Source organism: Dactylosporangium sp. McL0621 (assembly GCF_049995355.1).
GTDB lineage: Bacteria > Actinomycetota > Actinomycetes > Mycobacteriales > Micromonosporaceae > Dactylosporangium.
Genome location: NZ_CP188259.1, coordinates 2,737,918 through 2,753,502 on the forward strand (window position 1 = coordinate 2,737,918; position 15,585 = coordinate 2,753,502).

Annotated in this window: 18 protein-coding genes and 1 pseudogene; 8 read left to right on the plus strand and 11 right to left on the minus strand. The window is 71.6% G+C overall.

Going from position 1 to position 15,585, the window contains the following annotated elements:
• Window positions 1-7: 7 nt before the first annotated feature.
• Window positions 8-754 carry an endonuclease/exonuclease/phosphatase family protein gene (locus tag ACPPVO_RS12820; protein ID WP_426511417.1) on the plus strand — a complete coding sequence of 249 codons (747 nt, stop codon included), beginning with the start codon at window positions 8-10 and terminating at the stop codon, window positions 752-754.
• Here ACPPVO_RS12820 and ACPPVO_RS12825 read toward each other — a convergent pair.
• Genes ACPPVO_RS12825 through ACPPVO_RS12835 form a run of 3 tightly spaced genes read right to left on the minus strand, consistent with a single transcriptional unit; the run spans window position 675 to window position 2,031 of the window.
• Window positions 675-1,112: a hypothetical protein gene (locus tag ACPPVO_RS12825; protein WP_426511418.1), complete on the minus strand. Its 438-nt coding sequence runs from the start codon at window positions 1,110-1,112 to the stop codon at window positions 675-677. The two genes, ACPPVO_RS12820 and ACPPVO_RS12825, sit on opposite strands and share 80 nt — an antisense overlap.
• On the minus strand, window positions 1,109-1,312 hold the full coding sequence (locus tag ACPPVO_RS12830; RefSeq protein ID WP_360377547.1) for a hypothetical protein: 204 nt from the start codon (window positions 1,310-1,312) through the stop codon (window positions 1,109-1,111). Before ACPPVO_RS12830 ends, ACPPVO_RS12825 begins: the two co-directional genes overlap by 4 nt.
• Before the next feature lie 11 nt (window positions 1,313-1,323).
• Window positions 1,324-2,031 carry a GGDEF domain-containing protein gene (locus ACPPVO_RS12835; protein ID WP_426511419.1) on the minus strand — a complete coding sequence of 236 codons (708 nt, stop codon included), beginning with the start codon at window positions 2,029-2,031 and terminating at the stop codon, window positions 1,324-1,326.
• 203 nt (window positions 2,032-2,234) lie between these two features.
• Here ACPPVO_RS12835 and ACPPVO_RS12840 point away from each other — a divergent pair, with 203 nt between their 5' ends.
• Together ACPPVO_RS12840 and ACPPVO_RS12845 are read left to right on the plus strand one after the other, a co-directional pair.
• Window positions 2,235-2,480: a DUF397 domain-containing protein gene (locus tag ACPPVO_RS12840; RefSeq protein ID WP_426514619.1), complete on the plus strand. Its 246-nt coding sequence runs from the start codon at window positions 2,235-2,237 to the stop codon at window positions 2,478-2,480.
• A 190-nt stretch (window positions 2,481-2,670) separates the two neighbouring features.
• Window positions 2,671-3,504, plus strand: coding sequence for a helix-turn-helix domain-containing protein (locus tag ACPPVO_RS12845; RefSeq protein ID WP_426511420.1), 834 nt, complete (start codon window positions 2,671-2,673; stop codon window positions 3,502-3,504).
• A gap of 671 nt (window positions 3,505-4,175) precedes the next feature.
• Here ACPPVO_RS12845 and ACPPVO_RS12850 read toward each other — a convergent pair.
• The 3 genes from ACPPVO_RS12850 to ACPPVO_RS12860 all read right to left on the minus strand — a co-directional run bounded on the left by ACPPVO_RS12850 (window position 4,176) and on the right by ACPPVO_RS12860 (window position 6,664).
• A complete protein-coding gene (locus ACPPVO_RS12850; RefSeq protein ID WP_426511421.1) occupies window positions 4,176-5,018 on the minus strand; it encodes a hypothetical protein in 843 nt (280 codons plus the stop codon).
• Between the two features lie 941 nt (window positions 5,019-5,959).
• Window positions 5,960-6,187, minus strand: coding sequence for a hypothetical protein (locus ACPPVO_RS12855; protein WP_426511422.1), 228 nt, complete (start codon window positions 6,185-6,187; stop codon window positions 5,960-5,962).
• Between the two features lie 42 nt (window positions 6,188-6,229).
• Window positions 6,230-6,664 (minus strand): hypothetical protein, encoded by a 435-nt coding sequence (locus ACPPVO_RS12860; RefSeq protein WP_426511423.1) that lies wholly within the window; start codon window positions 6,662-6,664, stop codon window positions 6,230-6,232.
• Window positions 6,665-6,771: 107 nt separating this feature from the next.
• Here ACPPVO_RS12860 and ACPPVO_RS12865 point away from each other — a divergent pair, with 107 nt between their 5' ends.
• Window positions 6,772-7,224 carry a DUF1203 domain-containing protein gene (locus ACPPVO_RS12865; RefSeq protein ID WP_360377558.1) on the plus strand — a complete coding sequence of 151 codons (453 nt, stop codon included), beginning with the start codon at window positions 6,772-6,774 and terminating at the stop codon, window positions 7,222-7,224.
• On the opposite strand, the gene ACPPVO_RS12870 is transcribed toward ACPPVO_RS12865, so the two are convergent.
• The 4 genes and pseudogenes from ACPPVO_RS12870 to ACPPVO_RS12885 all read right to left on the minus strand — a co-directional run bounded on the left by ACPPVO_RS12870 (window position 7,208) and on the right by ACPPVO_RS12885 (window position 11,185).
• Window positions 7,208-7,870, minus strand: coding sequence for an MFS transporter (locus tag ACPPVO_RS12870; RefSeq protein ID WP_426511424.1), 663 nt, complete (start codon window positions 7,868-7,870; stop codon window positions 7,208-7,210). The genes ACPPVO_RS12865 and ACPPVO_RS12870 overlap by 17 nt on opposite strands.
• 73 nt (window positions 7,871-7,943) lie before the next feature.
• A pseudogene (locus tag ACPPVO_RS12875) lies at window positions 7,944-8,291 on the minus strand (MFS transporter); the annotation flags it as partial.
• Between the two features lie 9 nt (window positions 8,292-8,300).
• Window positions 8,301-9,686: an endo-1,4-beta-xylanase gene (locus ACPPVO_RS12880; RefSeq protein WP_426511425.1), complete on the minus strand. Its 1,386-nt coding sequence runs from the start codon at window positions 9,684-9,686 to the stop codon at window positions 8,301-8,303.
• Window positions 9,683-11,185, minus strand: coding sequence for a cellulose binding domain-containing protein (locus tag ACPPVO_RS12885; RefSeq protein ID WP_426511426.1), 1,503 nt, complete (start codon window positions 11,183-11,185; stop codon window positions 9,683-9,685). Before ACPPVO_RS12885 ends, ACPPVO_RS12880 begins: the two co-directional genes overlap by 4 nt.
• A gap of 150 nt (window positions 11,186-11,335) precedes the next feature.
• Between ACPPVO_RS12885 and ACPPVO_RS12890 the strand changes: the two genes are divergently transcribed.
• From ACPPVO_RS12890 to ACPPVO_RS12905, 4 genes are all read left to right on the plus strand, one after another.
• The gene (locus ACPPVO_RS12890; protein WP_426511427.1) at window positions 11,336-11,761 is read left to right on the plus strand and encodes a nuclear transport factor 2 family protein; all 426 of its coding nucleotides are present in this window, start codon (window positions 11,336-11,338) and stop codon (window positions 11,759-11,761) included.
• A gap of 61 nt (window positions 11,762-11,822) precedes the next feature.
• Window positions 11,823-12,068 (plus strand): hypothetical protein, encoded by a 246-nt coding sequence (locus tag ACPPVO_RS12895; RefSeq protein WP_360377571.1) that lies wholly within the window; start codon window positions 11,823-11,825, stop codon window positions 12,066-12,068.
• A gap of 12 nt (window positions 12,069-12,080) precedes the next feature.
• A complete protein-coding gene (locus ACPPVO_RS12900; RefSeq protein WP_426511428.1) occupies window positions 12,081-12,314 on the plus strand; it encodes a hypothetical protein in 234 nt (77 codons plus the stop codon).
• A gap of 18 nt (window positions 12,315-12,332) precedes the next feature.
• Window positions 12,333-12,566 (plus strand): hypothetical protein, encoded by a 234-nt coding sequence (locus tag ACPPVO_RS12905; RefSeq protein WP_426511429.1) that lies wholly within the window; start codon window positions 12,333-12,335, stop codon window positions 12,564-12,566.
• 65 nt (window positions 12,567-12,631) lie between these two features.
• On the opposite strand, the gene ACPPVO_RS12910 is transcribed toward ACPPVO_RS12905, so the two are convergent.
• Complete coding sequence (locus ACPPVO_RS12910) at window positions 12,632-15,532, minus strand: putative bifunctional diguanylate cyclase/phosphodiesterase (RefSeq protein ID WP_426511430.1); 2,901 nt, start codon at window positions 15,530-15,532, stop codon at window positions 12,632-12,634.
• Between the last annotated feature and the right edge of the window lie 53 nt (window positions 15,533-15,585).

The window sequence follows — 15,585 nt, forward strand, 5'->3', positions numbered from 1 at the left end:
GCACGATATGTCGCTGACGCTCATGACGTACAACATCAGCAACGGCGGCGCCGGGCGCCTTCCGGCCATCGGGCGCGTGATCGCGGGCCAGGCGCCGGACGTGGTCGCGCTCCAGGAGCTGCGCGGCGAGCCGGCGCTGGGGGCTTTGACCGGAATGCGGCAGATCGTGGCGCGCTCCTGGCGGGGCCAGCCGGTCGGGCTGCTCGTCTCGCGGCGGCTGCGGGTGCTGGGGGCCGGGCGGGTGCCGCGGCCGTTCTTCCACGCGGCCGCGTGGGTGCGGGTCGCGACGCCGCTCGGGCCGCTGACCCTGGTGTCCGCGCACCTGTTTCCCTACTGGGGGAGCGTGCGGCGGGCCGAGGCCGGCTGGCTCGCGGGCTTCCTGCGCCGCCAGGGCGAGGGGGTGCTGCTGGGCGACCTCAACACGCTCGACCCGTGGGGGGAGCACGCGGCGCGGCTGGAGGAACTGCCGCTGCGGTACCGCCGCCGCCACCTCGATCGCGGGAAGCCCGACGTGCGGGCGACGGCGCTGCTGGCGCGGCGGGGGCTCGTCGACCTCTTCCGCCGGTGCGGCCACGGCCAGGCCTGGACCGTGCCGACGACCGGCGTCGGCGGCGCGGAGTTCACGCGGCTGCGGCTGGACTACCTGTGGGCGACACCGGGCGGCGCCGCCCGGTTCAGCGATTGCCGCGTCGTGACCGGCGGGGAGGCGGAGTCCGGCTCGGACCACTACCCGCTGGTGGCCCGGGCAGCGTAGAGACCTGGGCGGCGGCGGCCTGCGCGGCCGTGCCGGAGGTGCGGGGGTCGATCTGCTGGCGCGGCGGCGGCTGGCGCCGGCTGCCGCCCAGCGGCGGGTTGGCCACCCAGCGGATGATCGGGCCCTGCCCGGGCTCCGGCGTCCAGCCGAGGAAACGCTGCCAGAGCTGCTCGGCCCCGAACTGGCGCAGGTCCTCGGCCGCGTCGGCGACCCGCAGCGCCATGAGCGTGCGCAGCTCGGCGGGGTGGTCGGCGTACTCGGCGGCGAGCTGGGCCCGCTTCGGCGCGCACGGCCAGGGGTCGGCACATCCGGTGCACCGCCACGCGGGGCGGGCCGGGATGTGCGCCTCGGTCGTCACCCAAGGCTCCCCGGGCGGGCGACCTCGAGGCGTCGCAGGGCGTAGACGAGCACTGAGTTGCGGGCCGTCACGTACTGGTCGCACGGCCACGGCCGGCCGCAGTCGCGGCACAGCTCGCCGCGCTTGAACTTCGCGGCCAGCCACCCGCGCGGGCGCGGCTGGTGCCGGCGGCGCTGACGGACGAGGTCTGGGAGCTCCATAGCGAATCCCTCTAGGTCGCCGTGGTCGGACGGGGGGAAGTGGTGTCGCGGGACTTGCCGAGGCGGAGCGTGGTGTGCACCAGGTGCTGGTGCTGATGGAGGCTGAGGTGGGGCCCGGCCGCCGGGATCCGGTGGCGGGTGCCCTTGGCGCGGTACATGGCCGCGTCGGCGCGGTGGACGGCGTCGGCGAGGTGTGCGTCGGGCTCGACGGGGACGAGCCCGACGGACACGCTCACGGTGACGATCTGACCCGCCAGCCGCATGGGGGCGGCCAGCGCCTCGGCGAGCCGGTCGGCCTGCTCCTGGGCGCGGCCCGGGCGGCCGGCCAGCAGGCCCGCGAACTCGTCGCCGCCGAGGCGGGCCACGAGGCCGCCGTCGGCGTAAGCGGAGAGGCGGCGGGCGGTCGTCACGAGCACCTCGTCGCCGGCCGAGTGGCCGAACACGTCGTTGATCTGCTTGAACCCGTCGACGTCGAGCACGACGGCGACCAGGGGGTGCTGCCCGCGGTCGGCCACCAGCGCGGTGCCGCGCAGATAGAAGGCGCGGCGGTTGGGCAGGCCGGTGAGCGGGTCGTGGCTGGCCGCGTGCCGCTCGATCTCGAGCTCCGCGCCGAGCCGGGTCGCGAGCCGCTCCGCGCGGCGGGCCCGCAGGTGGAGCGGGATGGCCGCGCACGCCCCAGCCGCCGCGGCCGCACCGGCCAGAAAGGCGAGGGGATCCATGCGCGCGTCCCTTCAGATCGTAGCTGGGGAAGCCACTCGATCATTTGGGTACGAATGCCGGGTTTTGATCACGAACTGTGAGCGACCCCTGACATCCGCACATGCGCTAGCATGCGCTTTATCGGCTGCAGAAGCAAGAGCCGATGCACGTGCAGATGCCGTTGCTTGGTGAACTTTCAACCAAGGTCGTCAGAGAGATGTCGATGGAGCAGACGTACAACGGGATGCCGGCCGGCCACCTCTCCGGTGTGACCTGGCAGAAGAGTCGCCGCAGCAACCCCAGCGGCAACTGTGTCGAACTGGCCCGCCTGCCCGGGGGAGCCGGATTCGCCATGCGGAACTCGCGCGACCCCGAGGGGCCGGCGCTCATATACACCTACGAGGAGATCGCCGCCTTCGTCGGAGGCGCCCGCGACGGCGACTTCGACAACCTGTTGGCGGCCGAGTAACTACGGCCAGGAGATCGAGCAGGCTCGGAGGCGAGCCCACTCCCGCTTACTGTCCGGTCATGGCATGCTTACTCCGGTCGCGGGGCAGGCTCGCGGCTCGCGACTGCTCGACCATGACGGTCCCGGAGGCAGCACGGTGACGACCGGTCTAACTGAAGGAGGAGCGTCCGGAGGCCCTACGGTCCTCCGGATGCTGCTGGGCGCCCATCTGCGGCGCCTGCGTGAGGCTCAGGGGGTGACCCGGGAGGACGCCGGCTGGGAGATCCGCTCGTCGGAGTCGAAGATCAGCCGGATGGAGCTCGGCCGTGTCGGTTTCAAGGAGCGCGACGTCGCCGACCTGCTCTCCCTCTACGGCGTCGACGACCCCGAGGAGCGCTCGCGCCTCCTGGCGCTGGCCCGCGACGCCAACAACCCGGGCTGGTGGCACCGCTTCGGCGACGTCCTGCCCAGCTGGTTCCACTCCTACCTCGGGCTGGAGGCGGCCGCCGCGCTCATCCGCACCTACGAGGTGCAGTTCGTGCCGGGGCTGCTGCAGACCAAGGAGTACGCCCGTGCGGTCGTCCTGCTCGGCCACGGCCGGGCCAAGGAGGACGAGATCGAGCGGCGGGTCGAGCTGCGCCTGCAGCGCCAGCAGATCCTGACCCGCCCGGACGCGCCGAAGCTGTGGATGGTCGTCGACGAGGCCGCGCTGCGCCGCCCCATCGGCGGGCACGACATCATGCGCGCCCAGGTCGACGCGCTGCTGGAGATCAACCGCACGCTGCCCAACGTGCGCCTGCAGGTCATCCCGTTCAACGCGGGCGGGCACGCCGCCGCCGGCGGGGCGTTCACGATCCTGCGCTTCCCCGACGACGACCTGCCCGACGTGGTCTACATCGAGCAGCTCACCTCGGCGCTGTACCTCGACAAGCGCGACGACGTCGACCTCTACGCCGAGGCGATGGAGCGGCTGTGCGTCGAGGCCCGGCCGCCGACGGAGACCGCGAAGATCCTCGAGGAGATCCGCAAAGACCTCGACGCCTGAGGCGTCCTGTACGGCCCGCGCGGGCGGGGTGGGTGACCGCAACCACCCCGCGGCCCCGCGGCGGCACTACGGGTCCGTTGGGTGCTGCCTCTCGGCTACGTGTTTGTCGTGGCCGGCCTGAGCTTCGGCCGTGGCACGGCGTCTGTCTACGGATCCGACTACGGCCGTAGGCCTTTGTGGGCGATCGATCTGTCGTCGCTGCGCAACGGGGAGGCTGGAGCGTTGCGCTTTCGCCTCTTGCGTTGCGTGGACCTTCGACACTCGATCAAGATCTGCGAGATTTTCGGATGTCGCCGCCTTTGCGCGTCGACGGACCCGAATGCGACGAACTGATCGCCTGGGGCTGCGATCGGCCGGCCGATCGCACGGCAGCAAATCCCGGCGACGTCGCCGAGCGCACGGTCCGAGCACGTGGCGTTGCCGCAGACGGTCGAATCCAGCCGAGGTGGGGGTCTCGATCGAGGCAACAAACGACGAAAAGGCGCCGAGTGGCGCGTGAGCCCACTCAACACCTTAATCGACGTCCTGCTCGCTGAAGCGACTCCATGGCTAACGGTCGTCCGTCGCCGCTGCGCCGCTGCTGCGTTTCTCAGTCACCCACGGATCTGTCCCTTCGACGGGCCTACTCTACACAGCGGTGCGTCGCGGCTCCGGCCAAACACGCGCGGATGCTAGGAAGCCGTCGTCGGCCAGTTCCAGCGCACCCCGTAGGAATGATGCCGCTTCGGCCGACGAACGGTGACGATATACTCTACCGTGTTGTCTGCCAAGTTGATCCTTCGATCGAACGGGTAGTCGCCGACCTGGTTGTTTTGACCGACCGGCAGGTGGGTGTTCCAGACGGCACCTGACACGGGCGACGGGTCCTGGTCGCGAGGAAACTTCACGGTCACAGTCAGCTTGGCCGTTCGGTACCGGCCGCCGCCGTCACGGAAGTACGGCCGTTGGCGTGCGAGATCATCCTCATGAACGTGTCGGATGCCCACGTCAACCTTATGGCCCCGGCCGACCGGACCGCCTGGATAGACCCAGCGATGGACGCGCCCGTCTTCCTCTGAGTGTTTGCCGTCCAGGACCACATGATCTCCGTACACGGGTCGGACCACCGGTTTGCCGGTGCTGCTCTGCCCGGTCCAGTGGGCTTTAAACTCGATGACCCGAATGTCGGGACGCAGCGCCCGCACAGTTTGCTTCTTTACGTAAGTGTAGCGGTAATGATCACCGGAGGCTTCGACCAGGAGCGACCCTTCGACTTCCAGCAGCTCATAGTCCGGCGGCTCATAAAATTTCCGTACATAGATGTAGAGCCCAATAACGGTGACGAACCAGCCCAGCAGTACCACGCCGACGGGCGCGGCCAATTTGCTGTCGTTTACCTTTCGTCCCCACGCGAGGTAGGCCACCGTTGCCACGGTCGCAATCGAGGTGGAAAAAAATACTACAGCGTTGATCGTCCCGGCCGCGCTGCGGACATTCTTCAGGATTGGAGATTCGAAGAATTCACCAATGCCCACGCGACCAGCTCCAGCTCGTGAAGACCAAATCGGCGGCGAGAAGGGTTAAGCCGCCTTGATCAGTGTCGATCGAGTTGAGCTATGGATACCACGGGGGTGACGATGGCGCCAACCATCGATCGCTGTGTCTTCTGATGGGAGCGCGTCGTTCGTCGCCTGTCCCCACTGCTCACGCTGCTGGCGTCGGTGGGCCGGGAGGCGGCGAGTCGGCTGAAGTAACTGGAAAAGTCATCGCTTCGGATGCTGCCGTGCTGTCCGGACGACCGAGCTGTTCCGGCTCGGCCGGGCGTGCGCCAGTTACCCGGTGCTGACGGCGCGGAAGGCTGAATTCGGTTCAGCCTCTCGGTCTTTTGGGCGATCTTTCAACCGAGTATGCGCCGTTCATCGCCCGCGTGACTACGCCAAATAATCGCCTCCCATGGGGCACCTCCCGTAGGGTGAATTGGATTAGATTGTAACCGCAGCTACCTTGTTGCAGAAGTCGTAACTCGCTGCGGTCGATCGAGATTGTGAGGCTTCCACTCGCAGTATGTGCGCTGTACAATCTGTGCGGACCGGGCCGGCCGCCAGGACAGCAGATTCGAGATCCAGTCGGCGCGCGGCGATGGCCGAGCCGGATATGGAGCAAGCGTCCTTCCTGGGGCCCCGTTCCTGGCGTCACACGTGCGACCGCCGGCTGACCAACGGCAATCCGAACGAACCCCGGCCGTTGATGCCGGGGCGCGTGTGACACGGCCGCTGGCCCGCGGCGCCTCTCCGTGCGCGAGCGGGCATGTGGGTCGATCCAGGTCGCCAGGTCGGAGAACGCGCTGAAACCCGTCCGCGGCGGTGGCGGCCGGCCGAGACCGTGAGCTCTGCGAGGACCTCGACGCCTGAGACGTCCGGTGCCGCCGGTGCCAGCGGGGTGGTGACCGCATCGCTTCGTGCCCGCGCCGGCCGCTCTACCGCCCGCTGGGCAGGATGAACGAGGCGCCGAAGGACAGCACGACCGCGAGCGCCGCGACCGCGCCGATCAGCAGCAGCTTGGCGGTGGGGCCGAGCCGCGCCCGGCCGGCCGGGCGGGACGGGCGGAACCCGCGCCGCAGCCGCCGCGCGCGGTCGTCGCGCACGGCCCGGCGCTCGGCGTCCCGGGCCCACTCGGGGTCGAGGCTTTTGAAGGGATCGGTCACGGCGACCGAGTATGCAGCATCCCGCGCGGGCGCGGGGCCCCGTCAGGCCGCCTCGATGCGGTCCATGGCGGCGTTGCGCGGCACGTGCCGGTGCAGCAGGTTGCCCTGGCCCGCGGCCAGGATCCCGGCCACCACCGGGGTCTCGGCCTTGCGGATCTCCAGGTCGGCCTCCTCGGCGGCCGCGCACGCGAGCTGCGCCGCGACCGGGCCGGGCAGGGCCTGCCAGGTCGGCAGCAGGGTCGTGTTGATGGCGTCGTCGTACCAGTTCGGCACGGTCGGTGGCGGTAGGTGCCCGGAGCGCCAGCGCCGGACCAGGGTCAGCGCCCAGCGGTCCCAGAACGCGAGCTCGGCCAGGATCGTCGCGACGCTCCAGCCCGGCTCGACGGGTTGGCGAAGGCCCTCGTCGCCGAGGGCGTCGATGAGTGCAGTGAGCCGCTGCCGCGCGGCGTCGTTCTCGTTCAGGGGTACCCGCTCCACTTGTTCCACGGTACGGAAGCCGGGGCCGCTCCGCATGATCCACTAGCCCCGAATGCCACGGCCGATTTCCGCCAGCGCCAGGCGTTTCGCGGGGGCACGCTGGGGGCATGTTCACCATTCACGCCATCGCCCCCGAGAAGCTGGAATCCGTTCGCCGCAACGGCCGCGACGTCTCCGGGAACCCGCCCGAGCCGTGGCGGGCCACGGGCGGCGAGCCGTTGCGCTGCTGCCTGCGCGACGCCACCGCGGGCGAGCAGCTGCTGCTGTTCGGCTACGAGCCGGAGCTGCCGCCGAGCCCGTACCGCGAGATCGGTGCCGTCTTCGCCCACGCCGAGGCCTGCCCGGGCCCGGACGGCTCCGGCTACCCCGCGGCGTGGCGGCACCGGCCGCAGGTGCTGCGCGCCTACGACGCCCGCGGCTGGATCCACCCGTCGACGCGCGCCCACGACGGCACCGACCCGGAGGCCGAGCTGGCCGAGATCCTGGCACACCCCGAGGTGGTGCGGGTCGACAGCCGCAACATCGCCTACGGATGCTTCATGTTCACGGTGACCCGCTGAACAGGTGGGTCACCTCGGGCTCGCCGTCGGCGTAGGAGCGCGCCTCGAGCTCGTCGTCGTGGTCGGCGGCGGTGAGCCGCTCGTCGTGCTGGCGGCGGTGCTCCTCCCACGACGAGACCGTGTAGATCTCGACCATCGCGCCGGGGTCCTCGCCGGCGCGGAACACGCCCCACTGCAGGGCGCCGGTGCGCAGCCGGGCCTCGCGCACCCGGTGCATGGCCGCCACGAACGCCCGGCGGCGGTCCTCGCGCACGCGGTACCGCAGCAGCCCGTAGCCGGTGGGGCCGAGCCCGATGCGGTGCGCGGCCAGCACCGGCAGCAGCGCCCACAGCGCGACCGCGGGCGTGATGAACAGCGCGATGCGCACGAGGATGCGGCGCATCTCGGGGGAGAAGCGCACGTACCGCTCGCCGGCGCGGACCGCGGCCAGGAACGGCTCCGGCCGCGTCTCGGCCGCCGGGGCCGGGCGGCGCAGGCCCGACAGGACGACCGCGAACGCGGCGAAGGACGCGGCGTTGAGCGCGAACGTCGCCACCGGGGCGATGCGGGCCACGAGCAGCCCGGCGATCGCGGGCCCGACGGCACGGGCCAGGTTGACGCTGAGCGAGCCGAGCGCGGACGCGGCGGGCAGGTCCGGGCGCGGCACGAGCTCGGGGATTGAGGGCCTGGTACGGCGCCACGGTCAGCGCCGCGCCGCAGCCGAGGCCGAAGGTGAGGGCGAGCAGCGCGGCCGGGCCGAGCGCGCCGAGGCCGGCGAGCACGGCCAGCGCGCCGGCGATCGCGGTCTGCGCGATCTGGATGCCCACGAGCAGCCGGCGCCGGTCGAACACGTCGGCCAGGGCGCCGCCGGGCAGCGCGAGGAAGAGCACGGGCAGGGTGGTCGCGGTCTGGATCAGCGCCGTGGTGGTGGCCGCGTGCGGGTGCTGCAGCAGGATCCACTGCGCGCCGACGGTCTGCATCCAGGTGCCGACCTGGCTGGCCAGGGCCGCGGTCCACAGGGCCCGGAACGCGGCGGCCCGCAGCGGCGCGAAGGCCCCGGTCGCGAGCAACCGGGGCCTTCGGATCACGTGCGCATTCTATGAACAGGCGACGGTGGGCAGGGCGTTGGTGCCGTTCCACGAGGCGAGGAAGCCGAACGTGGCCGGCGGGGTGTTGTTCCACGAGGCCGGGGTCACCGTCACCGCGGAGCCGGACTGGCTGAGCGTGCCGCCCCAGAGCTGGCTGATGGTCTGGCCGTTGGCGAACGTCCACCTGACCGTCCAGCCGGCCTTGCCGGTGACGCTGACCTCGCCCTGGAAGCCGCCCGGCCAGCTACCGACGATCTTGTAGGTCGCCGTGCAGGCGCCGGCCGCCGGGGGGCTGGAGGAGGCTGACTTGCTGGGGCTGGGGCCGGCGGATGTCACGGACGCGCTCGGCGACTGGACCGTGCCGCCCAGCCCGGTGACGATCGCGTCGTACGCGGTCGGCTTCTTCACCAGGTTCTCGTCCCACGGCAGGGCCGCGCCCTGGCCGGAGAAGGTGCTCGGCACCCACGAGTACTTGTCGGTGTAGTCCCAGATCGTGATGCCGACGCAGCGGGTCACCGCGACGCAGGCCTTCACCACGTTGTTGTAGTACGTGGCCTGGGTGGCGTCCTTGGCCGAGTCCCGCGGCAGGACCATGCGCACGTCCAGCTCGGTGATCGCGACGTCGACGCCGAGGTCGGCGAAGCGCTGCAGGTTCGCCTGCATGTTCGTCGGGAAGCCGTACTGGATCGCGAGGTGGGCCTGGAAGCCCACGCCGTCGATCGGCACGCCGGCCGCCTTGAGCGACTTGACGAGGTTGTACATCGCGTCGGCCTTCGCGCCCTGGCCGTCGGTGTTGTAGTCGTTGATGTAGAGCTTCGCGTCGGGGTCGGCGGCGCGGGCGGTGCGGAACGCGTCGGCGATGTAGTCGCTGCCCATCGCGTTGTAGAACGGCGACGTGCGGAACGTGCCGTCGTCGTTGAAGGGCTCGTTGACGACGTCCCAGGCGAAGACCTTGCCCTTGTAGTGGGTGGCCTCCTGCGTGATGTGGTTCTCCAGCGCCGCCTGGAGCTGGGCGGCCGGCAGGGCGGAGACCCAGCCGGGCAGCTGGTTGTGCCAGACCAGCGTGTGGCCGCGGACCTTCAGGTTGTGGGCCTGGGCGAAGGTCACGACCGCGTCGCCCTTGGTGTAGTTGAACGTGCCCTGGGTGGGCTCGATCGTGTCCCACTTCATCGCGTTGCCCGGGGTGGTCTGGCCGAACTCGCCGCCGCCGAGGATCGCGGTGTAGGCGGTGTCGGTCAGCTCCGGGTTGTCGGTGGCGGAGCCGAAGTAACGCCCGCCCGCCGCGGCCAGCGACTGCAGTGTCTGCGTCGCCGCCTCGGCCCGGGTCACGACAAACGTGAAGGTCCCGACGGCGGCGAGGAGCGTGGCCGCACCGGCGATGATCTTCCTTCTCATGAGGAGACTCCCGCGAGGTGGTCCTTGATGCCCTGGCCGAAGGCGGTCGCCGTGCCGTTGTAGTTGCTGATGAGCGACGGGCCCGTCGAGCAGTCCCAGGTGTTCCAGGTCCAGCCGAGGTACCCGACGCCGTGCGCGTCGGCCCAGTTCATGACGGTGTCGACGAAGCCGTGCGCGCAGTCGTTCTCGCCGATCTCGGTCAGCGACAGCGGCACCTGCGCCGCCACCGGGGCGAGCTGGCTGTCGAAGCACGAGGTGTTGGAGCAGGTGTTGAAGTTGTACAGGTGCGCGAACGCCGCGATGTTGTTCTGCGGGTCCGTGGGCTTGTACTGCAGCCACTGCGTGAGGTCGTTGGAGTACGCCAGGCCGCCGATCATGATGACGTTCGTGGCGCCCGTCGCGCGCACGGCGTTGACCAGCGACTGGAAGCCCGCGACCTGGTACGAGATGCCGTTGCAGGTCCCGCCGTCGCGCCAGCAGGCCCAGCCGGTGCTCGCGCTGCCGGTGGCCCGCTCCGGGTAGGGCTCGTTGAACAGGTCGAAGACGACCGCGTCGTTGCCCTTGAACGCGTTGGCGACCCCGGTCCAGAAGCTCGGGGCGTACTGCGCGTCCGGCATCGGCTTCTGGCAGGTCGCCTTGATGTCGGAGCAGCCCGCCGACGGGCCGGTGTACTGCCCGTAGTTCCAGTGCATCTCCACGATCGGGGTGATGCCGTTGCTGACCAGCAGGTTGACGTACGACTTGACCGCGTTCTGGTAGTTGGCCCCGCCGTAGGCGGCCGGCACGTCGCTCGTGCCGACCCAGCACTCCTCGTTCAGCGGCACCCGGACCGTGCGGATCTTCCAGGAGCGCATCGCGGTGATCGAGGCCTGGTCCATCGGCCCGTCCCAGATGCCGTTGCCCTGGATGCAGGCGAACTCGCCGCCGGAGCGGTTGACGCCCAGCAGCCGGTACGTCGACCCGGTGCTCGTGACGAGCTTGTTGCCGCTGACCTTGAGCTTCGGCGCCGCGCCGGCCGGCGGCGGCGACGTGGACGTCGACGGGCTCGCCGACGCGGAGGCGCTCCTCGATGGGCTCGGCGAGGTCGTCGTCGTGGTTCCGGTGCAGGTGACGCCGTTCAGCGTGAACGCGGCCGGCTTCGGGTTGGAGCCGGTCCACGAACCGTTGAAGCCGATGCTGGTGCTCGCGCCGGTGGCGAGGGCGCCGTTGTACGACATGCTGGCGGCGGTCACGTTCGCGCCGGACTGGGTGAAGGTCGCCGACCAGCCCTGGTCGACGTGCTGTCCGGCGGTGAAGGCGAAGCCGAGGTTCCACGAGGAGACGGCGTCGCCGAGGTTCTTGACGGTGATGGCGGCGGTGAAGCCGCCCGGCCAGTCGTTGGTGGTGTACGTGACCTGACAGCCCGCGGCGGCCTGTGCCGAGGTCGGCAGCAGGACCGCCCCGGCCGAGGCGAGCAGCAGGCCGCCGGCCACCGCGAGGGTGGTGGTGCGGTACCGCATGGGGCTCCTTCGAGGCTTCGATGGCGGTTGGAAGCGCTCCCATCCTTCGCCGCACCCCGGGGGAGTCAAGCGCTTCGACACCTTTGTCCGCGTTGCCCGGGACAGAAGCTGAAATTTCCATCGCTCGAATCGGAGTGTAAGCTCCGTTTTATGGAAATCATCGATCGCTTCCTTGCCGCCGTCGTCTCGCCCGACCCGGGCGACCTGGCCGACTGCTACGCCGAGCACGTCGTCATCGAGATGCCCTTCGCCGTTCCCGGGCTCGTGCCGGCCCGGGTCGAGACGACCCGGGAGGAACTGCGGGCGCGCTTCCGGGCCGGCACCGCGGTGCGCCGCTACACCGAGCTCTCCGGCGTGCGCGTCCACGAGTGCGCCGACCCGGCGACGGTGGTGCTGGAGTACGACGTCCACGGCCTCATGCACGCCACCGGCGAGCGCTTCGTGCTGCGCTTCGTCATGGTGATGACACTGCGGGACGGGCTCATCGCGCACACCCGCGACTACGCCGACCCGATCGCCGGGGCCCGCGCGCTGGGCCGCCTGCCCGAGCTCGCGAACGCCCTGGCCGGAGGGTGAATCGGCGGATCACCCGTTTCGTGCCGGGATCGTAGCGGGGCGAATCGGCACCATCGGTCGCATGTTGCATCTCGACCCCGACAGCGTCCTCGTCACCACCGCCGCCGAACTGCAGACGCGGCACCTCGAGCGGGACCCCGACGACCCGGCCCGGTGCGGCGCCTGCGGTGCGCCGCTGCCGTGCCCGATCGAGGCCGCGGCCGCGCTCGTGTGCCGCGCCGGCGGGCTCTGGCTGGAGGGCGACACCATCGTCGACGCGCTCGAACCGCCCACCCAGCTGCTGGCCATCGTCCCCGCGGAAGTCTGAGACGATCCATGGATGAGGCTGCGGCGGTACTCCGAGCAGGACCGCTCGCTCACCGCGGCCCTCGAGCACGACGCCGAGGTGATGGCCCACCTGGGCGGGCCGGCCCCCGGCGACCGGGCCGCGCATGTGCACGAGCGGCGCCTGGCCGGGCGGGAGCGGGAGTGGTACCGCACCGTCCTGGCCGAGCCCGGGGACACTCCCGCCGGGGTCGTGGCCGTGTTCCGCAGCACCTGGGAGGGGCGCTAGATCCACGAGCTGGGCATCATGCTCCTGCCCGGCCGGGCGCGGCGGCACGGGCTCGCGGCCGGGGCGGTGCGGCTCGTCGTCGATGAGGTGCGCGCCTCGGGGCTGGTCCGTGAGGTCCACGCGTTCATCGGGGCCGGGAACCGGGCGGCGGCGGCGGTGGCACGGCGCACGGGCTTCGTGGACACGGGCCCGTGCGACGTGGACTACGAGGGCATGCCGATCCGCTGCGACCACTGGGTGCTGACGGTCTGACCCGGCCTTGACGGTCGCGGCGGGACGGCGGCGAGGGCGGCGCCCGCGAACGCGACGGGCGCCCCTCAGGCGGCCGGCTCCACCAGGCCCGGGGTCTGCAGCCAGGCCAGCGCCTCGGCGTAGGGCAGCGGGCGGGTGAACAGGTAGCCCTGGCCGAACGCGCAACGCAGATCCACCAGCCGCTGGCGGTGCGCCTCGGTCTCGATGCCCTCGGCCACCACCTCCAGGTCGAGGGTGCGCGCCAGCTGCACGATGCCGCGCACCAGGTCGTACTGCCGGCGCGAGCTGCCGATGGTGTCCACGAAGGACTTGTCGAGCTTGAGCGCGTCGACCGGCACGCGGTGCAGGTAGGACAGCGACGAGTACCCGGTGCCGAAGTCGTCGATCGAGACCCGGACGCCCGCGGCGCGCAGGGCGGCCAGATCGGCGTGGATGTGCTCGTCGTCGCCGAGCAGCAGGCTCTCGGTGATCTCCACCGTGAGCGCGTGCGCCGGCAGGTCCGCCTGGGTCAGCTCGGTCAGGACGCGCTGGACGAAGCCGGGGGAGCGGAACTGGCGCACGGACACGTTGACGCTCATGGTCGGGGCCTCGTGCCGGTACAACTCCCGGAAATTTACCGCGGCGGCGATCGCGTGGCGCATGACCCAGTCGCCCAGCGGCACGATGAGGCCGCACTCCTCGGCGATCTCGATGAACTCCAGCGGCGGCACCAGGCCGAGCTGCGGGTGCTGCCAGCGCACCAGGGCCTCGAAGCCGTGCGGCCGGCCCGTCGCCAGGTCGACGATCGGCTGGTAGTGCAGCACGAACGCGTCGGTGGCCAGGGCCTGGTCGAGGTCGGTGCGCAGGCGCATGCGGCGCAGGGTGTGGGCGTGCATCGCCGACTCGTAGCGGCGCCAGCGCTCCGGGGTGCCCTTCGCGCTGTCGAGGGCGACGTCGGCCTCGCTCAGCAGCTGCGCGGCGTCGGCGGCGTCCTCGGTCGTGGCCACGCCGATGCTCGGCGGGGCCGTCACCACGCTGCCGCCGACCAGGAACGGCGGGCGGAACTCCTCGACGATGTGCGCGGCGAGCGCCTCGACCTCGTCGACCCGCGCCCCGCGCAGCAGCACGCCGAACTCGTCGCCGCTGAGGCGGGCCACCACGGCGGCGGGCGGGCAGACCTCGACCAGGCGCTCGCCGAACGCGCGCAGCAGCTCGTCGCCGACCTCCTGGCCCATGGTGTCGTTGACGGTACGGAATCCGTCGATGTCGACGATGAGCACCGCGGCGGCCTCGGCGCTCTGCACGCAGTCGTGGAAGCGCAGGCGGTTGCCGAGGCCGGTGAGCGGGTCGAGGTAGGCGCGGTCGAGCAGCTCCCGCTCCAGGCGGCGGCGGTCGGTGACGTCGTGGATGGTGAGCACCCGGCCGGCCACGGTCGGCTCCCCGGTCAGGTCCCGCACGGTCACCTCGACCTCGGCCGTGGTCCCGTCGGCGCGGCGGACGGTGTCCGACGCGACCAGCAGGTCGGCCAGGCGGGCGCCGACCACGTCCGCGCCGAAGAGCGGGCGGGCGGACGGGCTGGCGTACGTGACCCGGTCGTCGTCGCCGACGATGAGGATGACGTCGGCGGCGTTGAGGACCAGGGTGCGGAAGTACGCCTCGCTGTCGCGGCGGGTGATCTCGCGGTTCAGCGCGATGTGGTCGAGCATGCTGGCGGCCTGGCCGGCGAGCACGCGCGCCGACTCCTGCAGCGTGACCAGGGCCCGCTCGCCGGCGGCGACCCACAGCTCGCCGAGCCGGACGCCGCCGACGCTCAGGGGGCAGTACAGCGCGAGCTCGAACCCGTCCAGATCGCGCGCGGACTCCGGCGGGAGCTTCGCGACGTACTGCATGCTCATGACCGCGTCGCGGCCGGCCGGGCCGACGCGCAGCACGGTGCGGTGGGCGGTGCCGGGGCGCAGCAGCGAGCCGACCGCGCGGCGCACGACCGCCTCGACCGCGGCCACCTCGGTCGCCGACAGCAGCGCCTCGCAGGCCCGGCGCAGCGCGCGCTCCCGGGCCAGGGTGTACGCGGCGCTGCGGGCGGCGAGCGCGCCCCGGCCCAGCGACAGCCCGACGAGCGCGGCCGAGCCGACGGCGATGACGGTCCCGTTGGGTACCGGGCCCGACTGCGCCTCGGCGAAGAGGATCCCGGGCGCGACGAGCGAGGCGACGCCGAGCACCGCCCGGCGCGGCTTGACCTGGGTGGAGCCGATCACGCGGGGCTCGGACAGCTCGGCCATCGACGGGTGCAGCGCGGCGAGCCCGCCCGCGACGAAGAACACGATCCAGCCGACGTCGACGATGCTGCCCAGGCCCCAGTCCCCGTTGAGCCGGCGCAGGCTGAACACGACGTCGGAGACGAGCAGGACCGCGCCGGAGGTCAGCAGCAGCGCCACCGCCCAGCTGCGCCGCGCCGCCAGCACCATCCGCGCCATGATCGCCAGCAGCATCACGTCGCACAGCGGGTACGCGATGGAGACGGCCTTCTGGGCGGCGTTGAGGCCGGGGTCGCTGAGGTACGGGTCGATGAGGTACACCCAGGCGAGCAGCCCCGCCCCGGCGGTGAAGATGAGCGAGTCGATGACCGTGGCCCAGTCGCGGTTCGCCGCCCCGGACCGGCTCAGCATCAGCAGGCTCAGCAGCAGCAGGGGGAACGTGCAGCCGAGCGAGATCGCGTCGACGACCGACGGGAACCGGTCGGAGTGCAGCACGTCGGTCTGCACCACGGCGGCGGCGGTGCCGGCGGCGAGGCCCAGCGACCCGCCGGCCCAGAACAGCCACGGCAGTCGCCGGCGGGGCCGGTGGGTGCGGATGCCGAAGCCGATCGCCGCGAGCGTGCCCACGACCAGCCCGACGTAGCACAGCAGGCCCGCCGCCGGGAACAGTAGGTAACAGACCGCGAGGGTGAGCGCACAGAGCGCGTATGCCCAGGTCACCCGCCTCGTCACGCCGCTCCCTTCCGTGTACCGACAGCTACTTTGTCCCGCCGACCGCACGCGGG